The sequence below is a fragment of the Amycolatopsis alba DSM 44262 genome, from assembly GCF_000384215.1.
Lineage (GTDB): Bacteria > Actinomycetota > Actinomycetes > Mycobacteriales > Pseudonocardiaceae > Amycolatopsis > Amycolatopsis alba.
The window spans coordinates 6,456,273-6,475,966 of sequence record NZ_KB913032.1; the positions used below are offsets into that span (position 1 = coordinate 6,456,273).

General features: G+C 70.1%; 18 protein-coding genes. 9 read left to right on the top strand and 9 right to left on the bottom strand.

Annotated features, from left to right (window positions below):
• Positions 1–315: 315 nt before the first annotated feature.
• Complete coding sequence (locus AMYAL_RS0130220; RefSeq protein WP_026467576.1) at positions 316–1,350, top strand: metallophosphoesterase family protein; 1,035 nt, start codon at positions 316–318, stop codon at positions 1,348–1,350.
• Between the two features lie 382 nt (positions 1,351–1,732).
• Here the strand turns inward: AMYAL_RS0130220 and AMYAL_RS0130225 are convergent, their stop codons facing one another.
• The 3 genes from AMYAL_RS0130225 to AMYAL_RS0130235 form a co-directional block, all read right to left on the bottom strand.
• A complete protein-coding gene (locus tag AMYAL_RS0130225; RefSeq protein ID WP_020635022.1) occupies positions 1,733–2,818 on the bottom strand; it encodes an iron-siderophore ABC transporter substrate-binding protein in 1,086 nt (361 codons plus the stop codon).
• A 113-nt stretch (positions 2,819–2,931) separates the two neighbouring features.
• Positions 2,932–4,689 (bottom strand): ABC transporter ATP-binding protein, encoded by a 1,758-nt coding sequence (locus tag AMYAL_RS0130230; RefSeq protein WP_020635023.1) that lies wholly within the window; start codon positions 4,687–4,689, stop codon positions 2,932–2,934.
• Positions 4,686–6,362 (bottom strand): ABC transporter ATP-binding protein, encoded by a 1,677-nt coding sequence (locus AMYAL_RS0130235; protein ID WP_020635024.1) that lies wholly within the window; start codon positions 6,360–6,362, stop codon positions 4,686–4,688. Before AMYAL_RS0130235 ends, AMYAL_RS0130230 begins: the two co-directional genes overlap by 4 nt.
• A 92-nt stretch (positions 6,363–6,454) precedes the next feature.
• Here AMYAL_RS0130235 and AMYAL_RS0130240 point away from each other — a divergent pair, with 92 nt between their 5' ends.
• Positions 6,455–7,498, top strand: coding sequence for a FecCD family ABC transporter permease (locus tag AMYAL_RS0130240; RefSeq protein WP_020635025.1), 1,044 nt, complete (start codon positions 6,455–6,457; stop codon positions 7,496–7,498).
• 41 nt (positions 7,499–7,539) lie between these two features.
• Positions 7,540–8,577, top strand: a complete 1,038-nt coding sequence (locus AMYAL_RS0130245) for a FecCD family ABC transporter permease (protein ID WP_039795885.1) — start codon at positions 7,540–7,542, stop codon at positions 8,575–8,577.
• Here AMYAL_RS0130245 and AMYAL_RS0130250 read toward each other — a convergent pair.
• Complete coding sequence (locus AMYAL_RS0130250) at positions 8,558–9,409, bottom strand: DMT family transporter (RefSeq protein WP_020635027.1); 852 nt, start codon at positions 9,407–9,409, stop codon at positions 8,558–8,560. The genes AMYAL_RS0130245 and AMYAL_RS0130250 overlap by 20 nt on opposite strands.
• Before the next feature lie 41 nt (positions 9,410–9,450).
• On the opposite strand from AMYAL_RS0130250, the gene AMYAL_RS0130255 reads away from it, so the two are divergent.
• The 3 genes from AMYAL_RS0130255 (at position 9,451) to AMYAL_RS0130265 (ending at position 11,999) form a co-directional block, all read left to right on the top strand.
• Positions 9,451–9,972: a DinB family protein gene (locus AMYAL_RS0130255; protein ID WP_020635028.1), complete on the top strand. Its 522-nt coding sequence runs from the start codon at positions 9,451–9,453 to the stop codon at positions 9,970–9,972.
• Between the two features lie 17 nt (positions 9,973–9,989).
• Positions 9,990–10,700: an MBL fold metallo-hydrolase gene (locus tag AMYAL_RS0130260; protein ID WP_020635029.1), complete on the top strand. Its 711-nt coding sequence runs from the start codon at positions 9,990–9,992 to the stop codon at positions 10,698–10,700.
• A gap of 189 nt (positions 10,701–10,889) precedes the next feature.
• Complete coding sequence (locus tag AMYAL_RS0130265; RefSeq protein WP_020635030.1) at positions 10,890–11,999, top strand: LLM class flavin-dependent oxidoreductase; 1,110 nt, start codon at positions 10,890–10,892, stop codon at positions 11,997–11,999.
• Here the strand turns inward: AMYAL_RS0130265 and AMYAL_RS0130270 are convergent.
• The 4 genes from AMYAL_RS0130270 to AMYAL_RS0130285 form a co-directional block, all read right to left on the bottom strand.
• Positions 11,982–12,464 carry a class F sortase gene (locus tag AMYAL_RS0130270; protein ID WP_020635031.1) on the bottom strand — a complete coding sequence of 161 codons (483 nt, stop codon included), beginning with the start codon at positions 12,462–12,464 and terminating at the stop codon, positions 11,982–11,984. The two genes, AMYAL_RS0130265 and AMYAL_RS0130270, sit on opposite strands and share 18 nt — an antisense overlap.
• 106 nt (positions 12,465–12,570) lie before the next feature.
• Positions 12,571–13,404 carry a DUF4397 domain-containing protein gene (locus AMYAL_RS0130275; RefSeq protein WP_039794393.1) on the bottom strand — a complete coding sequence of 278 codons (834 nt, stop codon included), beginning with the start codon at positions 13,402–13,404 and terminating at the stop codon, positions 12,571–12,573.
• Between the two features lie 24 nt (positions 13,405–13,428).
• Positions 13,429–15,246: a phospholipid carrier-dependent glycosyltransferase gene (locus AMYAL_RS0130280; protein ID WP_020635033.1), complete on the bottom strand. Its 1,818-nt coding sequence runs from the start codon at positions 15,244–15,246 to the stop codon at positions 13,429–13,431.
• Between the two features lie 89 nt (positions 15,247–15,335).
• Positions 15,336–16,103, bottom strand: coding sequence for an IclR family transcriptional regulator (locus tag AMYAL_RS0130285; protein WP_020635034.1), 768 nt, complete (start codon positions 16,101–16,103; stop codon positions 15,336–15,338).
• Between the two features lie 41 nt (positions 16,104–16,144).
• Here AMYAL_RS0130285 and AMYAL_RS0130290 point away from each other — a divergent pair, with 41 nt between their 5' ends.
• A complete protein-coding gene (locus tag AMYAL_RS0130290; protein WP_020635035.1) occupies positions 16,145–17,050 on the top strand; it encodes an acetaldehyde dehydrogenase (acetylating) in 906 nt (301 codons plus the stop codon).
• On the top strand, positions 17,047–18,081 hold the full coding sequence (gene dmpG / locus AMYAL_RS0130295) for a 4-hydroxy-2-oxovalerate aldolase (protein WP_020635036.1): 1,035 nt from the start codon (positions 17,047–17,049) through the stop codon (positions 18,079–18,081). Before AMYAL_RS0130290 ends, dmpG begins: the two co-directional genes overlap by 4 nt.
• Here dmpG and AMYAL_RS0130300 read toward each other — a convergent pair.
• Positions 18,072–18,665 (bottom strand): TetR/AcrR family transcriptional regulator, encoded by a 594-nt coding sequence (locus AMYAL_RS0130300; protein ID WP_020635037.1) that lies wholly within the window; start codon positions 18,663–18,665, stop codon positions 18,072–18,074. The two genes, dmpG and AMYAL_RS0130300, sit on opposite strands and share 10 nt — an antisense overlap.
• Positions 18,666–18,767: 102 nt before the next feature.
• Between AMYAL_RS0130300 and AMYAL_RS0130305 the strand changes: the two genes are divergently transcribed.
• On the top strand, positions 18,768–19,688 hold the full coding sequence (locus AMYAL_RS0130305) for an oxygenase MpaB family protein (protein WP_020635038.1): 921 nt from the start codon (positions 18,768–18,770) through the stop codon (positions 19,686–19,688).
• Positions 19,689–19,694: the final 6 nt, after the last annotated feature.

A 19,694-nucleotide genomic window follows, 5' to 3' on the forward strand; every position in this document is an offset into this window, starting at 1 on the left:
TCCGTCTGATCACGTGTGTCGTCCCGCCGGTCACACGACACCCCCGCCCGTAGGTACCTAAGACACCCTTGGTCTCACCGCTCTTACCACTTAAGAGACGCGACTACTTGGTAAAGTGACCTCCACGACTTTTCGCCGCGACCGCCGGAAAGGCGTTTTCGCTCCCGCCGAAACGCGTTGTTCAAAATCCCGTCTCACTTTGTCCGCCTTGAATTCGGTGACCGGAAAGCCGCACGTCAGCCGCGGTTAATCATCGAACAGCGCCGCCGGTCCCGGTTTCTTCTGGCGATGTGAAACGTGATTAAAGTTCGGCTTATGGATCGAAGAGCATTTATGGTGGCCGCCGGCGGCGCGGCAGGGGCGGCGATGCTGCCGGGTCAGGCGGAGGCGCAACCCCAGGCACAAACGAAGTGGGGGCCGCACTGGCCGGTTGTCCGCTTCAACATCCTGAGCGACATCCAGGGTGACCTCACCGACTTCGGCAGCGCGCTCGACGATCTGCACGCGATCAACCCCGGCAGCGCGGGACTCGGGATCGCGGGTGACCTCACCCCGCGCGGCTACGACTTCGAATACGCCCAGCTTCGCGCGACCCTGGACAAGCATCCGCATCCGCGCGAGGTCGCCTGGGCCATCGGCAACCACGAGTTCTACGTCCCGAAATGGCGGGATCCCGACACCCTCGCCCAGGAGACCTGGCCCAACGGGACGACCGAGGACTCCCTCTTCCGCAGTTTCTACCGGTTCGCGGGCCGCAACACCGTCTACAGCGAGACGTCGTTCGGCGGGGTTCCGGTGCTCTGCCTCGGAACCGAGCAGTACTCGAAGTACCACGACCCCAAGCTGTGGGACGAGGTCTGGATGAGCGACCGGCAGTTCACCTGGCTCGAACAGCGTCTCCGGTACTGGTCGATCCGGCGCAGCCCGGTGATGGTGATGACCCACCACCCGCTGCCCAACACCGTCTCCGGCACGCACAACAAGCTCTACCGGTCCGACTATCTCCAGCCCGACAGGCTGCTGTCGATCCTCGGCCGCTACCGGGACGTGTTCCTGTTCTCCGGGCACACCCACTGGGATCTCAACCTGTCGGACTGGGTGGTCCGCAGGGTGGTCCCCGGCACCGGCAACCTCGAAGGGTTCACCGTGGTCAACACCGCCGCCGTCCAGGTGGGCTGGACCGACGACGGCAAGGGCGGGGAAGTGTCTCTCGGCGGCGCGTTCAACCAGGGCCTGCAGATCGAGGTCGCGCCGGGCTCGGTGGTCATCAAGGCCCGTGACTTCACCACCAAGACCTGGCTGAAGCAGATCACCGTTCCCCTGCACGACTCCTTGGGCTTCCCGCACTGATCGTGAGGGTGCCGATACCGCGTCGGTTCAGCGGGAAGGCAGCGTTGCGAAAGCCACTTTCGCAACGCCGCCATCAGCGCTCAAGCCCCGCGCAGCCCCAGTCCAGGACCTCGTGAGTGGTAGAGCGCGTCCTACCACTCACGACCATCCCGACCGACGCTTACTCGCTGTGAAGGCCTCCTTCACTACCTTCAGGGTAGGCAAGGAGGCCTTCACGGACTCGCTACTCATGGACCGCCGGCGACCGTGTCGCGAAAGCCACTTTCGGGACATCAGACGTCACGAAAGTGGCTTTCGCGACACCCGGCCGGAGTCGCGCTGACCCGAAACGAAACGGGGCCGCGAGCGACGAGCTCGCGGCCCCGTTTCCTTCCGGACTGGCTCAGCTGGCCGGTTTGACCTCGGTCTTCGGGTCGCCGTCGACCGCGGCGGTGAGCTGCGGGACGATCCGGTCGAGCACGTACGGCAGGCTCAGCACGGTCACGAAGGAGACCGCGCTGCCATAGGTGCCGTCGTTCTCGATGAAGACCTCACGCTTTTCCTTGGCCACCTTCAGGCCGGTGTACAGCGCGTCCTTCCCGAGGATCTCCGCGGCCTTGGCCGGGGTGTCGATGAGCCACACGAGCGCGTCGCGGTCGAGCAGGTCGGTCCGCTCCGCGCTGAGGCTCTTGCCGAACTTGTCACCGATGACGCCGTCCAGGTCGGCGGGCAGCTTGAAGCCGAGCGATTCGAGGATGTGCGAGCGCCCGTCCTGGCTGCCGTAGACGAAGTAGCCCTCGTAGGTCGAGGCCATCAGCGCCGTCTTGCCCGCGAACTCCGGGTGGTCCTTGCGGGCCTGCGCGAACTTGTCCTCGACGCCCTTGACCAGTTCGTTCGCCTTGGTGGAGCGCCCGACGGCCTGGCCGACCTTCTTGGTCGCCTCGTTCCAGGGGATGCCGTAGTCGTTGTACTCCTTGGGCTGCGCGACGACCGGGACGCCGATCTGGCTCAGCTTGTCGTACTGCTCCTTGGTGAGCCCGGAGTACAGCGCGATGATCAGGTCCGGCTTGAGCGCGGCGATCTTCTCGTACTGCGGCCCGTCGACGTCCTTGAGGACCTCGGGCAGCGCCGCGCCGCCGAGCTTGTCGGTCGCCCAGGGGGCGATGGTGCCGGGGAACTTGCCGAGCCACTCGGTGACACCGACCGGCACCACGCCGAGGGCGAGCAGCGCGTCCTGCTCGGTCAGGCCGACCGTGACGACCCGCTTGGGCTCCTGCGTGATGGTGGTGCTGCCGTACTTGTGCTCGATCGTGGTCGGGAACGCGTTCGCGTCGACCGCCGAGCCGGCGGAGTTCTGCGCGGCCGGGGCGGCTGAATCGCCGCTTCCTCCGCACGCGGTGAGCGAGGCGGCCAGCACCAGGGTGGACGCCAGCAAACCGGCGGTCTTCAGGCGCCCGCGCGCGGCGGAGAGAGTGGGGATCCGGGCCATCGTCCGTCCTTCATGATCGGCGGTCCGGCGAAATGCCGGATTAATCGAGATTCAGGTTTGCCTAACCTAAGACGATGGACGGCCGAACGCAACCGGCGACGCTGCGTCTCGGGTCACGTCCGTGAACGGTTGTCCGACCAGGCCGCCCACAGCGTTGCGTACCGACCACCCGAGGCCACGAGTTCGTCGTGCGTCCCGCTCTCGACCACGACGCCGGCGTCGAGCACGACGACGCGGTCCGAGGCCGCCGCCTGCGTCAGCCGGTGCGCCACGACCAGGCCGGTCCGGCCTTCGAGGGCGGCTGCCGCGGCGGCTTCGAGGGTCTTCGCGCCCGCGCTCCCGGCTTCGGCGGTGGCCTCGTCGAGGATCGCGATCGGCGGGTCCGCCAGCACCAGCCTGGCCAGCGCGAGCTGCTGGGCCTGGGTGACCGTCAGCTGATGCCCGCCTTCGCCGACCACGGTCGCGAGACCTTCGCCCAACGCTTCCGCCCAGCCGCGCGCGCCGACCTTTTCCAGCGCCGCGAACAGTTCCGCGTCGGACGCGCCGGGCCGGGCGAGCCGCAGGTCGTCGGCCAGCGAACCGGCGAAGACGTGCACCTCCTGGCTGATCAGCGCGACCGCCTGCCGGGTGGCGGACGGCCCCAGTTCGTCGAGCGGCACGCCGCCGACGGAGATCGTGCCCGAGCCGGGGGAGTGGATCCCGGCGATCAGTTTGGCCAGCGTCGTCTTCCCCGCCCCGCTCGCGCCGACCAAAGCGACCCGCTCGCCGGGGGAGAGGCTCAGATCGACGTCGCGCAGTACCGGATGTCCGTCCACATAGGAATGGGAGATCCCGGCCGCCTTCACCGAGGCGTCAAGGGGTTTCCCCGGTCGCTCGGGCTCGTGCGGCGCGGGAAGGTCGGCGACGCCGATCAGCCTGGCGAGGCTCGCGGCGGCGGCCTGCGCGTCGTCCACCAGCGCCAGCGCGGAGTTGATCGGGCCGAACAGGCTGTGGAAGTACAACGCCGCCGCGGTCGCCGCGCCGACGGTGACCGCGTCCGCGCCCACCAGCAGGAAACCCGCCGCGAGGACGGCCGAGAGGCCGACGAACTCGGCGAGGTTGAGCCGGGCGAAGAACTTCGTCATCAGCCGGACACCGCGCAGCATCAGGTCCATCGCGCCCTCGGACCGCTGCCGGACCCGCTCGACGTGGGCGTCGGCGAGGCGGAACGCCCGGACGGTCTTCGCACCGCCGATCGTGTCGAGCAGTTGCTGCTGCTGCGAACCCGTCGCGATCCGCTGCTTCGCGTACAGGGGGACGGCGTTGCGGACGTACCAGCGCACGGTGTGCAGCTGGATCGGCGTCGCCAGCAGTGCCGCCAGGAGGAACCGCCAGTCGAGGACGGCGAGAGCGCCGAGGGTCAGCACGATGGTGAGCACCGAGCGGCCCAGTTCGGGCAAGGCGTCGCGGACCGCCCTCGCGACCACGGTGACGTCGTTGGTGACACGGGCGGTCAGGTCGCCGGAGCCCGCGCGTTCGACCTGCTCCAGCGGGAGACTCAGCGCCCGGTCGACGAACCGTTCCCGCAATTCCGCGAGCAGGGTTTCGCCGAGCCTCGCGGTCAGCGAAACACCCAGCGCCGTCGCGATCGCCTGCGTGACGGCGACCAGGACCAGCGCCACCACCGGGGTGGTCAGTTCGGTCGCGGGCCGTTTCTCGATGACGAGATCGACGATGTGGCCGAGCAGGCGGACGGTGAGCAGCCCGATCGCGGTCGCGCCGACCAGCATGACGAGCGCGCCGGCGGCGCGGGCTTTCGAGGTGCGGAGCAGTTCGCCGAGGACGGCCCGGATCCGCTTGCCGTCGGCGGTGGGGAGGAGTTCGCGGTTCACGACAGCACCGCCGCGCGGTAGTCGGCGCGATCGCGGGCGAGTTCGGCGTGGCCGCCCTCGCCGGTGACGCGGCCGCCTTCGAGGACGATGACACGGTCGGTCACGGCGAGCAGGGCAGGACTCGTGGTCACCAGGATCGTGGTCCGTCCTTGTCGTAGCCGGGCGAGCCCGGTGGCGATCTTCGCCTCGGTCACGGTGTCCACCGCCGTCGTCGGATCGTGGACGACGAGCACCGGCGCGTCCGCGGCGAGCGCGCGGGCGAGGGCGACGCGCTGCCGCTGGCCGCCGGACAGCGAGCGCCCGCGTTCGGTGACGACGGTCGCGGTGCCGTCCGGAAGCGCGGCGGCGACCTCGTCCGCCGCCGACGCGGCGAGCGCCTCGTCCATGGCTGCCCCCACGTTCTCCGCCAGCGTCCCTTCGAACAGGTCCGCGTCGTGCGCGGCGACCAGGACGACCTCCCGCACCCGATCGGGGTCCACAGTGGACAGATCGACGCTGTCGACATGGACCTTGCCCTCGGCAGGATCGCCCGCGCGGCCGAGGCAGTCGAGCAGATCGGTCGCGGCGGCCGGATCGGCGGCGACGACACCGATCAGCTGCCCGGCGGGGATGTCGAGATCGACACCGCGGAGGCTGCGGTAGGAGACCCCGGTGAACCGGACGTTCCCGGTGGCCGGTGCCGGGAGTTCGCCGTCACCCGCTTCGACCGCGGCCGGCGTGGTCAGCAGGTCGGCGACCCTGGACGCCGACGCCCGGCCCTGCGCCAGTTCGCCGTTGACCCACGAGAAGATCAGGAACGGGGTGAGCAGGAACTGGGCGAGGCCGACGGCCGCGACGAGGTCGCCGACGCTGATCGATCCCGACGACGCGAGGTTTCCGCCGACGAGGGCGACGATCGCGATGAAGATCCCGGTCAGCGCGAGCACGGCGCCGTCGTGCCAGGCCTTGGCCCGCGCGGCGCGCAACGTCGCCTTGAGCGAGTTCTGGCTGGTGTCGCGATACCGGGCGACCGCGGCCGGTTCGGCGCCGATGCCCTTGAGCACCCGCAGACCGGAGACCAGATCGGTGGCGACCCCCGAAGCGTGCGCGGAACGCTCCTGTTCGGCCTCGCTGCGGCGTTCGAGCGGCTTGCCGATGAGATGCGCGAGGTACAGCAGCGGCGGTGTGCCCAGCAGGACCAGGAGGCCCAGCGGCAGCGAGATGCGCAGCAGGGCGACCGCGCTGACCAGCACCCCGGCGAGCGCGGCGATCCCGAACGGCAGCACCGCGTTGACGACCCCGACCCGTTGCGCGTCGCTGGTGCCGATGTTGACCAGTTCGCCCGCCAGCTTGCCGTTTTCGGCGCCGCCACCGGGATGCAGGACGCGCCGGCTGATCGCGATGCGGAGGTCGTGCGCCGCCCGCAGCGACGCGCTCTCGGCCGCCCGCGCGGCGAACCGGTAGCTGTAGGACAGTCCGGCGAAGACCACGCCGAGCACGGCGAGCCAGAACACGAGCGTGCCCGCCGAACCGCCGTCGACGGCCTGGTCGATCACCACGCCGATGATCACCGGGACGAGTGCTTCACCGCCCTGATGCCCGGCGGCGAGCACGGACGCGAGGGTGACCTGCCGACGCTGTCCGGAAATCGCCTGGCGCAGGACGCTCCGGCTGGTGGTGGCCGTTGCGGGCACCGGCGCCTCCGATCGTTCGGGGTAGGTAAGGCTAGTCTAAGTTGATAGCTCGTTGAGGTGAACTCCGGCGCCTCATTCACAAGGAGGGCCCCGTGGTCGTCACCGAACGCGCGCCCGTCGCGGCGTCCCCGCCGAGCGCCACGGCACGGACGTTCCGCGCCGGCGGCCTGGTGCTCGGGCTCGCCGTGCTGGCGCTGGTGTGCCTGCTCAGCATCTGGGTGGGGTCGAAGAGCATCCCGTTCACTTCCACCTGGTCGGTGCTGTGGCACAACGACGGCTCGACCGACGCGGTGATCATCCACGACCTCCGCATCCCGCGGACCCTGCTGGGTCTCGTCGTCGGCGCGGCGCTGGGCCTCGCGGGCGCGGTGATGCAGGCACTCACGCGGAACCCGCTCGCCGACCCCGGCCTGCTCGGCGTCAACACCGGCGCCGCGGCCGCGGTCGTGTCCGGGATCGCGTTCGCCGGGGTCACCAGCGTGCTCGGCTACATCTGGTTCGCCTTCGCCGGGGCGGCGATCGCCTCGATCGTGGTCTACGTCCTCGGCTCGGCGGGCCGCAGCGCCACCCCGGACCGCCTCGTGCTCGCCGGTTCGGCCGTCATGGCGGTGCTCCAGGCGTACATCGTCGGCGTGCTGCTGCTGATGCCCGAGACGTTCAACCAGTTCCGGTTCTGGAACGTCGGCTCGCTCAGCGGCCGGAAATGGGATGTGTTCCTGCAGATCTCGCCGTTCGTCGCGCTCGGCGTGATCATCGCGCTGCTGCTGGCCCGGCCGCTCAACGTCCTCGCGCTCGGCGACCAGACCGGCAAGGCGCTCGGCGCCCACGTCGGCCGCACCCGCGTGCTGGGCGCGATCGTCGTGATGCTGCTCTGCGGCGCGGGGACCGCGGCGATCGGACCGGTCCTGTTCCTCGGGCTCGCCGTGCCGCACGCCGCCCGCCTGCTGGTCGGCCCGGATCAGCGCTGGGTCCTGCCGTACTCGATGCTGCTCGCGCCGATCGCGCTGATCGGCGCCGACATCGTCGGCCGCGTGCTGAACCCGCCGGAGGAACTGCAGGCCGGCATCGTCGTCGCGTTCCTCGGGGCGCCGGTGTTCATCGCGCTGTGCCGCCGCAGGAAGCTGGCCCGGCTGTGACCACGACGAACGAGCGGACCACGACCAAGGAGCGCCCGCCGATGACCACCCGCGTCCTGCGCACCCCCGGCGGGGGACTGTCCCTGCGCGTCACCCCGAGGGCGGCGATCGTCGTCGTGGTGCTGGCCGTCGCCGTGTTCTTCGTCGGCGCGGTGAGCATGACGACCGGCGACTACCCGTTGAGCGTCGGCGAGGTCATCCAGACGTTGTTCGGCTTCGGTGACCGGAGCACCGAATTCATCGTGACCACGCTGCGGCTGCCGCGGCTGCTGACCGCGCTGCTGGTCGGCGGCGCGCTCGCGGTCAGCGGCGCGATCCTGCAGAGCCTGTCCGGGAACCCCTTGGGCAGCCCCGACTTCATCGGGTTCACCGAAGGAGCCGCTTCCGGGGCACTGCTGACGATCATCGTGGTGCACGGCGGGATGCTCCAGGTCTCGTTCGGCGCGCTCGTCGGCGGCGTCGCGACGGCGGCGCTGATCGCGCTGCTCGCGTTCAAACGCGGCGTGCACGCCTTCCGGCTGATCCTCGTCGGGATCGGCGTGAACGCGATGCTCATCGCGTTCAACTCGTACCTGATCACCCGTGCCGCCCATCAGGACGGCCTGGCGGCTCAGGCCTGGCTGGTCGGCGGGCTCAACGGGCGCGGCTGGGAGCACGTCGTCCCGGTCGCGATCGCCATCGCCGTCCTGCTTCCGCCAGCCTTCGTCTACGGCAGGAGGCTTTCACTGCTGGAGATGGGCGACGATTCGGCCAAGGGACTCGGCGTGCCGGTCGAGCGGAGCCGTCTCGTACTGCTCGGCGTCAGCGTCGGGCTGTGTTCGATCGCGACTGCGGCCGCCGGCCCGATCGCGTTCCTGGCGCTCGCCGCGCCTCAGCTGGCGAAACGGCTCACGCGGTCTTCCGGCCCCGGACTCGCCGCGTCCGCGCTGATGGGCATGCTCCTGCTGGTGACGAGCGATCTGATCACCCAGCAGCTGTTCGCAGGCCTGCCCGTCGGCCTGGTGACCGGGGCGATCGGCGGGCTGTACCTGGCCTGGCTGCTGGTGTCCCGGCGCGGAGTCAGCCGAGCGGCGCGCTGACCGGTTCGATCGGGGTGGGCTCGCCGAAGCGGGCGAGCGCCAGCGCCGCCGAAACCGCGAGCGCGAACCCGACGACGGCCACGACCGCGAAACCGGGGCGTGTGGTGTCGCCCAGTACGAGAACCCCGATCAGGGACGGGAAGACGGTCTCGCCGATCACCATCATCGCGGTCGAGGTGGTGACACTGCCGCGTTGCAACGCGGTGGCGTAGAACAACATCGCCAGCGCGCCCGCCACGCCGAGGGTGTAGACGGCCGGGTCGGTCAGCAGCTCCAGTGGGGCGAAACCGGTGAGCACGCGGCCGGACAAGGCGACGACGCCGAAACAGAGCCCGGCGATCAGGCCCAGCGCCGGTGTCCGGATCCGCCGCGACGCGCGGCCGGCGAGCATCCCGGCCGTGCCGAGTACGACGACCGCGCCGATCAGCACGAGCCGGAACCCCAGCCCGGTCGCGTCCGAACCCTCGCTCTCCGCCGACATCCCGAGCAGCGCGAGACCGGCGCAGACGACCGCGACCGCCGTCCACTCACGACGTCCCAGCCGGACACCGAGCACCCGTGCCGCGACCGCCGTCACGGCCAGGCTTCCCGCCAGCGCCGCCTGGACCACGAACAGCGGAAGCACACGCAAGGCGGCGAGCTGGGCGACGAACCCGACGACGTCCAGCGCGAGGCCCGCGACGAACTTCCACTGCCGCAGCACGCGCACGAGGAGCCGAGGATCGACGCGGTCTTCGGCGCCTGAAGTCGCCTTCGCGGCGATCGCCTGCATCACCGAAGCGACGCCGTACGCACAGGCCGCGAAGAGCGCGCAAATCAGTCCCCACCACATGACGGGTCAGCCTAGTCCTGCCCGATGTGTAGAGTGGCCGGATGTCGAACACGAGTTCGAGAGCCGAGCCGGTGGACCGGTCATGGCCGGACGGGATCGCCGAGGACGAGGCCGGGATCCAGTGGGACTTCCTGCGCTTCCTCCGCGCGACAGCGGTGAACAAGGTCGCCGGGCTGACCAGGGAACAGGCGGCCGCGACACCGCTTCCGTCGTCCCCGCGCATGAGCGCGCTGGGGGTGCTCAAACACCTGACCGCGGTGGAGCGCTGGTGGCTTTCGATCGAAGCGGGCGGCGCCGATCTGCCGTCGCTGTGGGAAGGCTCACCGGATCCGAGCTGGGATCTGACCGAGGACGACGAGCCGCGCTCGGTCGTCGAGGCGTACCGCGCGGAGTGGGAGTTGTCGGAGTCGGCCCTGGCCGGGGTTTCGCCCGGCGAACGTGCGCGCAGATCGGGGAAGTTCACCGTCCGGTGGGTGCTCGCGCACGTCCTCCAGGAGACCGCGCGGCACACCGGGCATCTGGACGTCCTGCGGGAGCTGGCCGACGGCAGCACGGGTGAATAGGGCCGTAAGGTGTCCGCATGGCTGACAGGCTGTATTTCCGGCAGTTGCTCGCGGGCCGTGACTTCGCGGTGGGGGATCCGGTCGCGACGCAGATGGTCAACTTCGCCTATCTGATCGGCGACAGGGAGACGAACGAGGCTGTGATCGTCGACCCGGCGTACGCCGTCGGCGATCTGCTGGACCTGCTCGAAGCCGACGGCATGCGGCTGACCGGTGTCCTCGCCACGCATCACCATCCCGACCACGTCGGCGGCGAGATGATGGGGTTCTCGCTACCGGGGATCGCGGAGCTGCTGGAGCGCGTCCAGGTGCCGATCCACGTCAACGGCGCCGAAGCCGAATGGGTTCGCCGCATCACCGGTGTCTCCGGAACCGACCTGCGCTCGCACGAGCACGACGAGGTCCTCGAGGTCGGTGCGGTGCCGATCCGGCTGCTGCACACGCCGGGGCACACCCCCGGCAGCCAGTGCTTCCTGGTCGACGGACGGCTCGTCTCGGGCGACACGCTGTTCCTCGAAGGCTGTGGCCGGACCGATTTCCCCGGTGGCGACGTGGACGCGATCTACCGGAGCCTGCAGTGGCTGGCCGGGCTGGACGGGGACCCGGTCGTCTATCCGGGACACCAGTACTCGGCCGAGCCGTCGGCGAACCTTTCGCGGGTGAAGGACACCAACTTCGTGTTCCAGCCGAAGTCGCCGGCCGAATGGCGGCTGATGTTCGGCGGCTGACTGGTTCCAACCGTCAGCCGCAAGTCCGTGAAGGCCTCCTTGAGGGACTCTGAGTCCCTCAAGGAGGCCTTCACGGACCGAACCTGCAAACGCGCCCAGAATCCGGTAGTTACCACGCACGAGTCCAGATCGCGGGACGCGAAGCCCGCCGATTGACCGGGCCCGCCCGAAAAGCCGAAGCTCGGAACCGTGACGCTCAAGCTGCATTGGTTCCTGCCCACCACCGGCGACGGCCGGACGATCGTGGAGCACTTCCACGCCAGTCGCGCCGCCGGGGCGTCCTCCGCGCGCGAGCCGAGTCTCGACTATCTCGCCCAGGTCGCCCGCGCCGCCGAGGCCAACGGGTTCGAAGGCGTCCTGACGCCGACCGGCACCTGGTGCGAGGACGCCTGGCTGACCACGGCCGCGCTCATCCGGGAGACGAGAAGCCTCAAGTTCCTGGTCGCGTTCCGGCCGGGGACGGTTTCGCCGACGCTGGCCGCGCAGATGGCCGGGACCTTCCAGCGGATCTCGGAGGGACGCGTGCTGCTCAACGTCGTCACCGGCGGGGACGCGGTCGAGCAGCGGCGTTTCGGCGACTGGCACGATCACGACCAGCGGTACGCCCGCACCGGCGAGTTCCTCGAGATCGTGCGCGGGGTGTGGAGCGGCAAGCCGTTCGACTACGAAGGCGAGCATCTCAAGGTCGAAGGCGCGACCACGCGAGCGGCACCCGATCCGGTTCCGCCGATCTACTTCGGCGGCTCGTCCCCGGCCGCGCTGCCGATCGCGGCGAAGCACGCCGACGTCTACCTGACCTGGGGCGAGCCGCCCGCGCAGGTCGCCGAAAAGATCGCCAAGGTCCGCGAATTCGCCGACGAACAGGGCCGGAAGCTCCGCTTCGGCATCCGGCTGCACACCCTTTCCCGTGACACGGCCGCGGAAGCCTGGGCCGAGGCGGCCAAACTGCTGGACGCGATCGATCCCGAGCGGATCGCCCACACGCAGAAGCAGTTGTCCGCCAGCGAATCCGTCGGCCAGCAACGGATGGCGGCACTGCACGGCGGCAAGACCGACGGTGGTGTCCGGGGCCTGGAGATCCACCCGAATCTGTGGGCGGGCATCGGTCTCGTGCGCGGCGGTGCGGGTACCGCGCTGGTCGGCAGCCACCGCGAGGTCGCCGACCTCATCGAGGAGTACCACGCGCACGGCATCGAGGAGTTCGTCCTCTCCGGATACCCTCATCTGGAGGAGGCCTACTGGTTCGGCGAGGGCGTGCGGCCGGAGCTGGCGCGCCGGGGCCTAGTCCCAGCGCTGTGAGGCGTAGACGACGACGTTGTCCCGATAGGACCGCTTGGCCGGGTCGAAACTGCCGCCGCAGGTGATCAACCGCAGCGCGTTTCCCGGCGCCGGTCCGTAGACGGCCTGCGTCGGGAACTCGCTCTTCGGGTAACGCTGGACCGAGTCGACCCGGAACACGACGTCGGCGCCGTCGGATCGCGTGACCCGCACCTCGTCACCGGAGCGCAGGTCGCGCAGCCGGAAGAACGGCGCCGGTCCCGAACGCGAGTCGACGTGCGCGGCGAGGACGGCCGGGCCGGGATCGCCCGGCACCGGGCCGCCCTCGTACCAGCCGACGTCGGAGAACCGTCCGGGTGGCTGGAGTTCGCCCGCCGCGCCGAGCGCGAGCGGGATCAGCCCGGCCTGGTCGAGGCCGATCGCCGGGATGGCCAGCCGGACCGGGGACACCTTCGCCCTGGCGGGGAGCGGAAGCGGGCCGGACACGGCTGGTGGGACCGTCCCGGCCGGAGCGACAGCCCCGGCCGGAGCCGTCGGGGCCGGGGCGCAAGCGGTGAGCGCTGCGAGTCCTAAAAGGACAAAGAAGGCGCGCTCAGCGATCACGGGCGGGGCGCCGCAGGAGCACCAGGAACGCGAGTGCGGCCGGGAGCACGAGAAGCCACCAGGGCAAGGATTCCGGAGCGGTCCCGCCGCCACCGGTCTCGACCCCGAGCTTCGGCGGGTCCGGCAGGGTGGCGCCGTCGGCGATCGCCTCGGTCTTCAATCCGGTGCCGTTCTCGGTCACCAGCAGGCTGGTCGTCGACCCGGCCTTGACGTCCACCGTGGAGTCGGAGGTCGTGCTGCCGGAGGTCAGTTTCAGCGGCCAGCGTCCCTCGGGAAGTTCGGTGTAGGGCGTCGTGATGCCGTACGCGGCGCCGCTCACCACGGACTTCCCGTCCGATCCGGCGACACTCACCGGTGTGAGGGCGGCCGAGCCCTGGACGACGCGCACCCGTCCGTTGCCCGCCGAGGGCGCGGTCAGATCGTCTTGGACCAGATTGCCTTGCAGCCCGCCGCCGGGGCCGTTCGCGAACACCAGCATGGAGTGCGCGCTCGCCTCCTTGATCTCGATCGTCGCGCTCAGCGCGGGAGGCGAGGACGCGGCCGCGTCGGCGGGCCGCATCGAAACCGTGTACGCGCCGGGAGCGACCGAGGAGTACTGGGTCACCGCGCCGTAGCCCGCCTTGCGGATGACGACCTTCTCGGGTTTGCCGAAAGCGGCGAAGTAGATGTCGACCGGCGGGACCTTGGGGGCGAGGTGCCCGACGCGGATCCAGCCGACACCGGGGCCAGGGGCGGCGTGCGCGGCGAACGAGGAACCGCCGAGCAGCAGCAAGGTGGCCGCGAGCACGCCTGCGGGTCTCAGCAGGACGGTGGGGAAACGCATGACGGGACCTTTCTTTGCCGGGGATCAGGGAAACGAGAACGGCGTGAGCAGTCCGGACGGTGGGAAAAGCGGGTACGTCACGAGGACCCCGCCCGGTACACGGGTGACGGACGCGGGCTGGAACGTCGCGCGTTGACCGGTGTAGAAGTCGGCGATGGCGGTTACGTCGTTACCGGAGACGACCAGCCGGCGCAGCGGCTGATCCGCGGCGGCTTCACTGGGCGCGGAAGGGAAATCGACCAGCCGGACCGGTTGGAGGGTGGCGAGCGCGGCGACGGTGGCGATCAGCCGGGGATCGACCTTTCCCGCGTGCAGCGCGTCGCGGGTATGTCCTTCGCACTGAACCTGGCCCGACGCCGCCAAAGCCGCACCGGCACGTGAGCGTGCTCCGGATTCCTCGGTCTCGCCGGGGGAATCCGCGGGTTCGCCGAAACGGGACACCGTGACGGAACCGAAGACCGCAACCGTGGTGGCACCGGCGAGAACCGCCGACGCGGCACGGAAACGCGGCCGGTCGCGTTGCCCGGAAGCGGTCAGCACGGCCCAGTCCGGGACGACGCAGGTGGCCGCGCAGGAACCGAGCGGGATCAGGGAGCCGGTCGGCCAGCCGTCCGCGGCGAGTTCGGTCCAGCTCGCGTCGTCGACCAGGATGACGTCACCGGAAGCGTTGTCCTGCAACCATTCCCGCGCTTGGGTGAGCGCAGGGTCGCCGGGCTGGCCGAGCCTGCCGAACCCGTGCACCCAGCCCGCCGCCGAGACGAAGGTCAGCACCGTGGCCAGCACGACGGCCGACACGGGACGCCGCGTCGGGACCAGCCGGTGCCCGGCGGGTGGCCTGCCCGCCGCGACCGTCGCCGCGACCTCGGCGACGAGCAGCGGTGTCAGCGGAATCAGCAGTGCGAGCGGGAGTTCGACGGGGATCGAGGGAAGAGCGAGGACCGCGGCGATCAGCAGCGCCGTCACGGCGAGCGGCCGGGTGCGGGGAAAGACCATCCCGGCGACGATCGCGACCATCGACAGGACGACCAGCACCGGATCCAACGCGACCCAGGCGGCGATTCCCGGCGGACCCGGCTCCGGCAGCTTCGGGCGCAGCGCCGGACCTGCCGGGCCGAAAGCGATACCGAGACCGAGGGTGAACGTCACCGCGGTGAACGCGACGCGGGACGCCTCACGCCGCCGGACGAGCAGCCAGCCCGCCGACGGCAGCGCCAGCAAGGCCAGTGGTGAGGTGAGGACAGCGGCCAGAAGGCACGACGCGGCGAAGACGTCGTGCCATGGCCGCGCCCGTGCGCGGGGAGTCGTGACGAGGACGAGCGCCGCCAGGACCCAGGCGACCGCGAGGTGCTCGACGAGCACCACCCGCTGCAGCCCGATCGCGAGCGGGGACACCGCCATCAGCACGACGGCCATGGTGGCCGCCCAGAACGGCAGGCCCAGCCGTCGCGCGAGCATCCACAGCAGCACCGCGCACAGCACGGCCGCGAGCACCATCGTCTCGCGGACCGCCGTGACCGGGACGGGGGTCCGGTCGAACGCCCGCGAGAGCAGCGCGTACCCGGCGAGCTGCGCCCAGCCGAACGGCGACGTCCCGGTGACGCCCGTGTCGGTGAAGGAAGTGAGGTGGCTCAACGCGAAGACGTGCGCGACTGTCGCCGGTTCGGTAGCGGTGGACGGCGTCAGCGAGGCGAGATTGAGGACGCGCGCACCACCTGTGATCACGAGGAGGGTGAGGACGACGTCGATCGACAGCAGGCGGAGCGCGGCCGCCCCGACCCGGAGACGGCCGTCGACGCTGACGGGGGATCGACCCGGTGGCGCGTCCCCCCAGTGCTGGGCCACTCACGAAGCGTAGCCCCGAAAACGCGTTCCCGGTATGGGTCTGCAGTGCTCCATCCGGACGCGAAACCGTTGTCGGCATGGAGAATTTCTTACAAAGTACGAGAGAGGGCCAGCGCGGCGGTCCGGACCGCGGGCGCGACCCGGTTGGTGTGCATGCGATTCGCCCAGCCCGAGATCGACAAGGCTGCCACCGCGACACCTTGTGAGTCGAGCAAAGGGCTCGCGGCGCAGACGACGCCGACACCGGATTCTTCCCGCTCCAAAGCGATTCCTTCGTCGCGGACCTTCGCGAGCTGACGGCGCAACAGACCGGCGGCGGTGATCGTCCGGACGCTGACCCTGGGCAATCCCGCGTCGATCACTTGTGTCACCACGGATTCCGGCGAAAACGCGAGAATGGCCTTGCCGACCCCGGTGGCGTGCGCGGGAAAACGGCCGCCGATGCGGGACGGCAGCGACGGCGCGTCGGGCCCGCGGAGGATGTCGAGATAGACGACCTCGGTGCCTTCCAGGACCGCCAGATGCACGGTGTTGCGGGTCGCTTCGCGGAGATCGGCGAGATACGGCCGCGCCGCCTCGACCAGACCACGGCGCCGCACCGCCAGCTGGCCGATCTCGAACAGCTTCAGCCCGAGCCGCAGCGCCGAGCCCTCCCGTTCCAGCAACCCGGTCGCGACCAGGTGGCCGGTGAGCCGGTGGACGGTCGACTTCGCCAGTCCGGTCCGCCGCGCGAGCTCGGAAACGCCGAGGGCGTCGTCGCCGGGACGGAAGGCGGAGAGCAGCGCGGCGACACGGGCGGCCACGAGGCCGTCCGCTCCGGTTCGTTCCGGGTCGTCGTTCCGCCCAGCGGCACGCATGGGTTGAGTGTGCCCTATCCGCTCGGGGAGCGTCACCTGACATGGCGCAACGGAAAGCGGTGGCCGCGATCGTCGGTCCCGGAAACATCGGCACCGACCTGCTCGCGAAGCTGAGGCGTAGCGAACACGTCGAGGTGCGATACATGGTCGGCGTGGACCCGGACTCGGACGGGCTGGCCAAGGCCGCCGAGCTGGGGCTGGAGACCTCCGCCGGCGGCGTCGACTGGCTGCTGTCCCGCGACGAACTGCCGGACCTGGTCTTCGAAGCGACCTCGGCGAAGGCGCATTTGGCGAACGCGCCGCGCTACGCGACCGCGGGGATCCGCGCGATCGACCTGACCCCGGCCGCGGTCGGCCCGTTCACGTGCCCGGCCGTGGGCCTGCCGGAGCGGCTCGACGTGCCGAACGTCAACCTCATCACCTGCGGCGGTCAGGCCACGATCCCGATCGTGCACGCGGTGTCGCGGGTGACGCCGGTGCCCTACGCCGAGATCGTCGCGTCCGTCTCCTCGCGCTCGGCGGGCCCTGGTACCCGTGCGAACATCGACGAGTTCACCGCGACGACGGCACGCGGGATCGAGCTCGTCGGGGGAGCGAGCCGCGGCAAGGCGATCATCATCATCAACCCCGTCGACCCGCCGATGATCATGCGCGACACGGTGTTCTGCGCGATCGACCCGGACGCGGACTTCGACGCGGTGACCGAATCCATCCACCGGATGGTCGAGACCGTCCAGGGCTACGTGCCGGGCTACACGCTCAAGGCGGATCCGCAATTCGATCCACCCCGAGAGGGCTGGAGCGGGCAAGCGAGGGTCGCGGTGTTCCTGGAGGTCGCCGGGAACGGGGACTTCCTGCCCAAGTACGCGGGGAACCTCGACATCATGACGGCCGCGGCCGCCCGCGTCGGCGACCTGCTGGCGACCCAGGAGGAGGTGGCGGCGTGAAGTGGGACGAGATCGACCGTGAGGTCCGGCTGGTCGACACCAGCCTGCGCGACGGCAGCCACGCCATGGCGCACCAGTTCACCGAGAAGAACGTCCGTGACACCGTCCGGGCGCTGGACGACGGCGGCGTCTCGCTGATCGAGGTCAGCCACGGCGACGGGCTGGGCGGCTCGACGTTCAACTACGGGTTCTCCCTGGTCGACGAGCGGAAGCTGATCGCCGCGGCGGTCGACGAGGCGCGGCACGCGAAGATCGCCGTGCTGCTCCTGCCCGGCCTCGGCACGGTCGGCGACCTGAAGGTGGCGGCCGACCTCGGCGCTGGCGCGGTCCGGATCGCGACCCACTGCACCGAGGCCGACGTCTCCGTCCAGCACTTCGGCGCGGCGCGCGATCTCGGGCTGGAGACGGTCGGTTTCCTGATGCTGTCCCATATGTCGACGCCGGAGGCGCTGGCGAAGCAGGGCCGGATCATGGTCGACGCCGGCTGCCAGTGCGTGTACGTCGTCGACTCGGCCGGGGCGCTGATCCTGGAGGACGCGGGCGAACGCGTCGCCGCGCTGGTGGCGGAATTCGGCGACGAGGCCCAGGTCGGCTACCACGGGCACCAGAACCTGAGCTTCGGTGTCGCCAACTCGGTCATCGCCTACCGGGCCGGTGCCCGGCAGATCGACGGTTCGCTGGTGGCGCTCGGCGCCGGCGCGGGGAACTCGCCGACCGAGGTCCTCGCGGCGACGTTCGAACGGCTCGGGATCCGCACCGGCGTCGACAAGGACGTGCTGATGGACGCGGCCGAGAACGTCGTGAAGCCGTACATCACCCGGCTTCCGGTGATGGACCGGTCGTCGATCGTGCAGGGTTTCGCGGGCGTGTACTCGAGCTTCCTGCTGCACGCCGAACGGGCCGCCGAGCGCTACGACGTCCCGGCGCACGAGATCCTCTACCGCGTCGGCGCCGCGAAGTACGTGGGCGGGCAGGAGGACATGATCATCGACATCGCGTTGCAGCTGGTCGCCGAACGGTCTCAGGGCTGACGGTCGGCCCCGAGCACGAGGCGGACGCAGTGGTCGATCAGGCGGTCGCGGCTCACCTTGAGCGAGCCGTCGAGGTAGGCGATGAACACGTTGCTCAGCGCGCCGACCAGCCCGATCGACGTCATCTGCCGTTCCGCCGCGTCACCGTGGGACAGCTGCCCGCTGACCAGTTCGGCGAAGGAGGGGAGGAGCGCGATCCCGCGTGTGGTCAGCGCGGGATCGGTGATCGGCGCGAGCAGGAGCACGCGGCCCTTGCGCGGGTCGTCGAGCATCAATCCGACGAAGGCGCGGACGGCGGCCTTCGCCCGTTCGGCGGGTTCGGCCGTGTCGCTGACGGCGTCGACCAGTGCCTGCCGGGCCTGTTCGCCGATGTGCTCGTAGACCGCGACGACCAGTTCCTCGCGGTCGGTGAAGCTCTCGTAGAAGTACCGCTCGGTCAGCTTGGCGTGGCGGCACACCGCGCGGACGCTCACCCCGGCGCTGCCCTGGGTGCCCAGCAGGTCGAGCCCGGCCTCGACGAGCTGTTCCCGCCGAGCGGCCTTGCGGTCGTCCAGGGTCGTGCCTGCCCAGCTCCGGCCGGCCATGATCGGCTCCTCCCCTTGACGCGACAGTTGACTACGACTGTTGTCAACTTTAACCTGACAACAGTTGTGGTCAATTTAACCAGCTCAGTGAGGAGACCTGGGATGACACAGCCGCGGCCGCTGGGACCGGATTCGCTGACCTGGAAGTACTTCGGCGACTGGCGAGGGCTGCTCATCGCCCTCTGGGCCGGATCCATGCAGAACATGCACCCCGAGCTGGGCGCGGGCGTCGAGGAGCACTCGCGGTTCTTCGAGGAACGCTGGCAGCGGCTGTTCCGCTCGCTGTACCCGATCGGGGGAGTCATCTACGACGGCCCTCGCGCGCGGCAGACGGCGTTGGAGGTACGCGGCTACCACGATCGGATCAAGGGCGTCGACAAACACGGGCGGCGCTATCACGCGCTCAACCCGGACACCTTCTACTGGGCGCACTCGACGTTCTTCATGAGCGCGATCCTCATCGCCGACAACTTCGTCGGCGGCATCGGCGAGACCGAGAAGCGGAAGCTGTTCGACGAGCATGTGCAGTGGTACGAGATGTACGGGATGAGCATGCGCCCGGTGCCGGAATCGTGGGAGGACTTCCAGCTGTACTGGAAGCGGATGTGCGAGGACGTCCTGGAGGACAACAAGGCCACACGCGACGTCCTCGACATCAAGGACCTCCCGAAGCCCCATTTCCTGCCGTGGCTGCCGGACTTCGCGTGGAAACTCGTGCGCGGGCAGGTCGCGCGGAACTTCGTCTGGCTGACCGTCGGACTGTACGACCCGCCGATCCGCGAACGGCTCGGCTACACCTGGACCGAACGCGACGAGCGGCGGCACCGGCGGACCGGGAAGGTGATCAACGCGGCGTTCAAGCTGGTTCCGAGAGACCGTCGTTACCACCCTCGCGCCAGGGCGGGCTGGCGTCGCGAGCGTGGCGAACTGGCCACGGACGCGCCGTTGGTCGAGACTCCGGCGAGGAACCTTCCGCCGCTTTCGGAGCGGGGCAAACCCGAGCACTACTCACCGAACGTCTGACGAGGA

What these genes read in the sequence shown, in the direction of transcription:
- AMYAL_RS0130220 (WP_026467576.1), top strand. Translation starts at nt 316, where the DNA reads ATGGATCGAAGAGCATTTATGGTGGCCGCCGGCGGCGCGGCAGGGGCG.
- AMYAL_RS0130290 (WP_020635035.1), top strand. Translation starts at nt 16,145, where the DNA reads ATGGCGCAACGGAAAGCGGTGGCCGCGATCGTCGGTCCCGGAAACATC.
- AMYAL_RS0130305 (WP_020635038.1), top strand. Translation starts at nt 18,768, where the DNA reads ATGACACAGCCGCGGCCGCTGGGACCGGATTCGCTGACCTGGAAGTAC.
- AMYAL_RS0130225 (WP_020635022.1), bottom strand. Translation starts at nt 2,818, where the DNA reads ATGGCCCGGATCCCCACTCTCTCCGCCGCGCGCGGGCGCCTGAAGACC.
- AMYAL_RS0130250 (WP_020635027.1), bottom strand. Translation starts at nt 9,409, where the DNA reads ATGTGGTGGGGACTGATTTGCGCGCTCTTCGCGGCCTGTGCGTACGGC.
- AMYAL_RS0130300 (WP_020635037.1), bottom strand. Translation starts at nt 18,665, where the DNA reads ATGGCCGGCCGGAGCTGGGCAGGCACGACCCTGGACGACCGCAAGGCC.
- AMYAL_RS0130255 (WP_020635028.1), top strand. Translation starts at nt 9,451, where the DNA reads ATGTCGAACACGAGTTCGAGAGCCGAGCCGGTGGACCGGTCATGGCCG.
- AMYAL_RS0130285 (WP_020635034.1), bottom strand. Translation starts at nt 16,103, where the DNA reads ATGCGTGCCGCTGGGCGGAACGACGACCCGGAACGAACCGGAGCGGAC.
- AMYAL_RS0130260 (WP_020635029.1), top strand. Translation starts at nt 9,990, where the DNA reads ATGGCTGACAGGCTGTATTTCCGGCAGTTGCTCGCGGGCCGTGACTTC.
- AMYAL_RS0130245 (WP_039795885.1), top strand. Translation starts at nt 7,540, where the DNA reads ATGACCACCCGCGTCCTGCGCACCCCCGGCGGGGGACTGTCCCTGCGC.
- AMYAL_RS0130275 (WP_039794393.1), bottom strand. Translation starts at nt 13,404, where the DNA reads ATGCGTTTCCCCACCGTCCTGCTGAGACCCGCAGGCGTGCTCGCGGCC.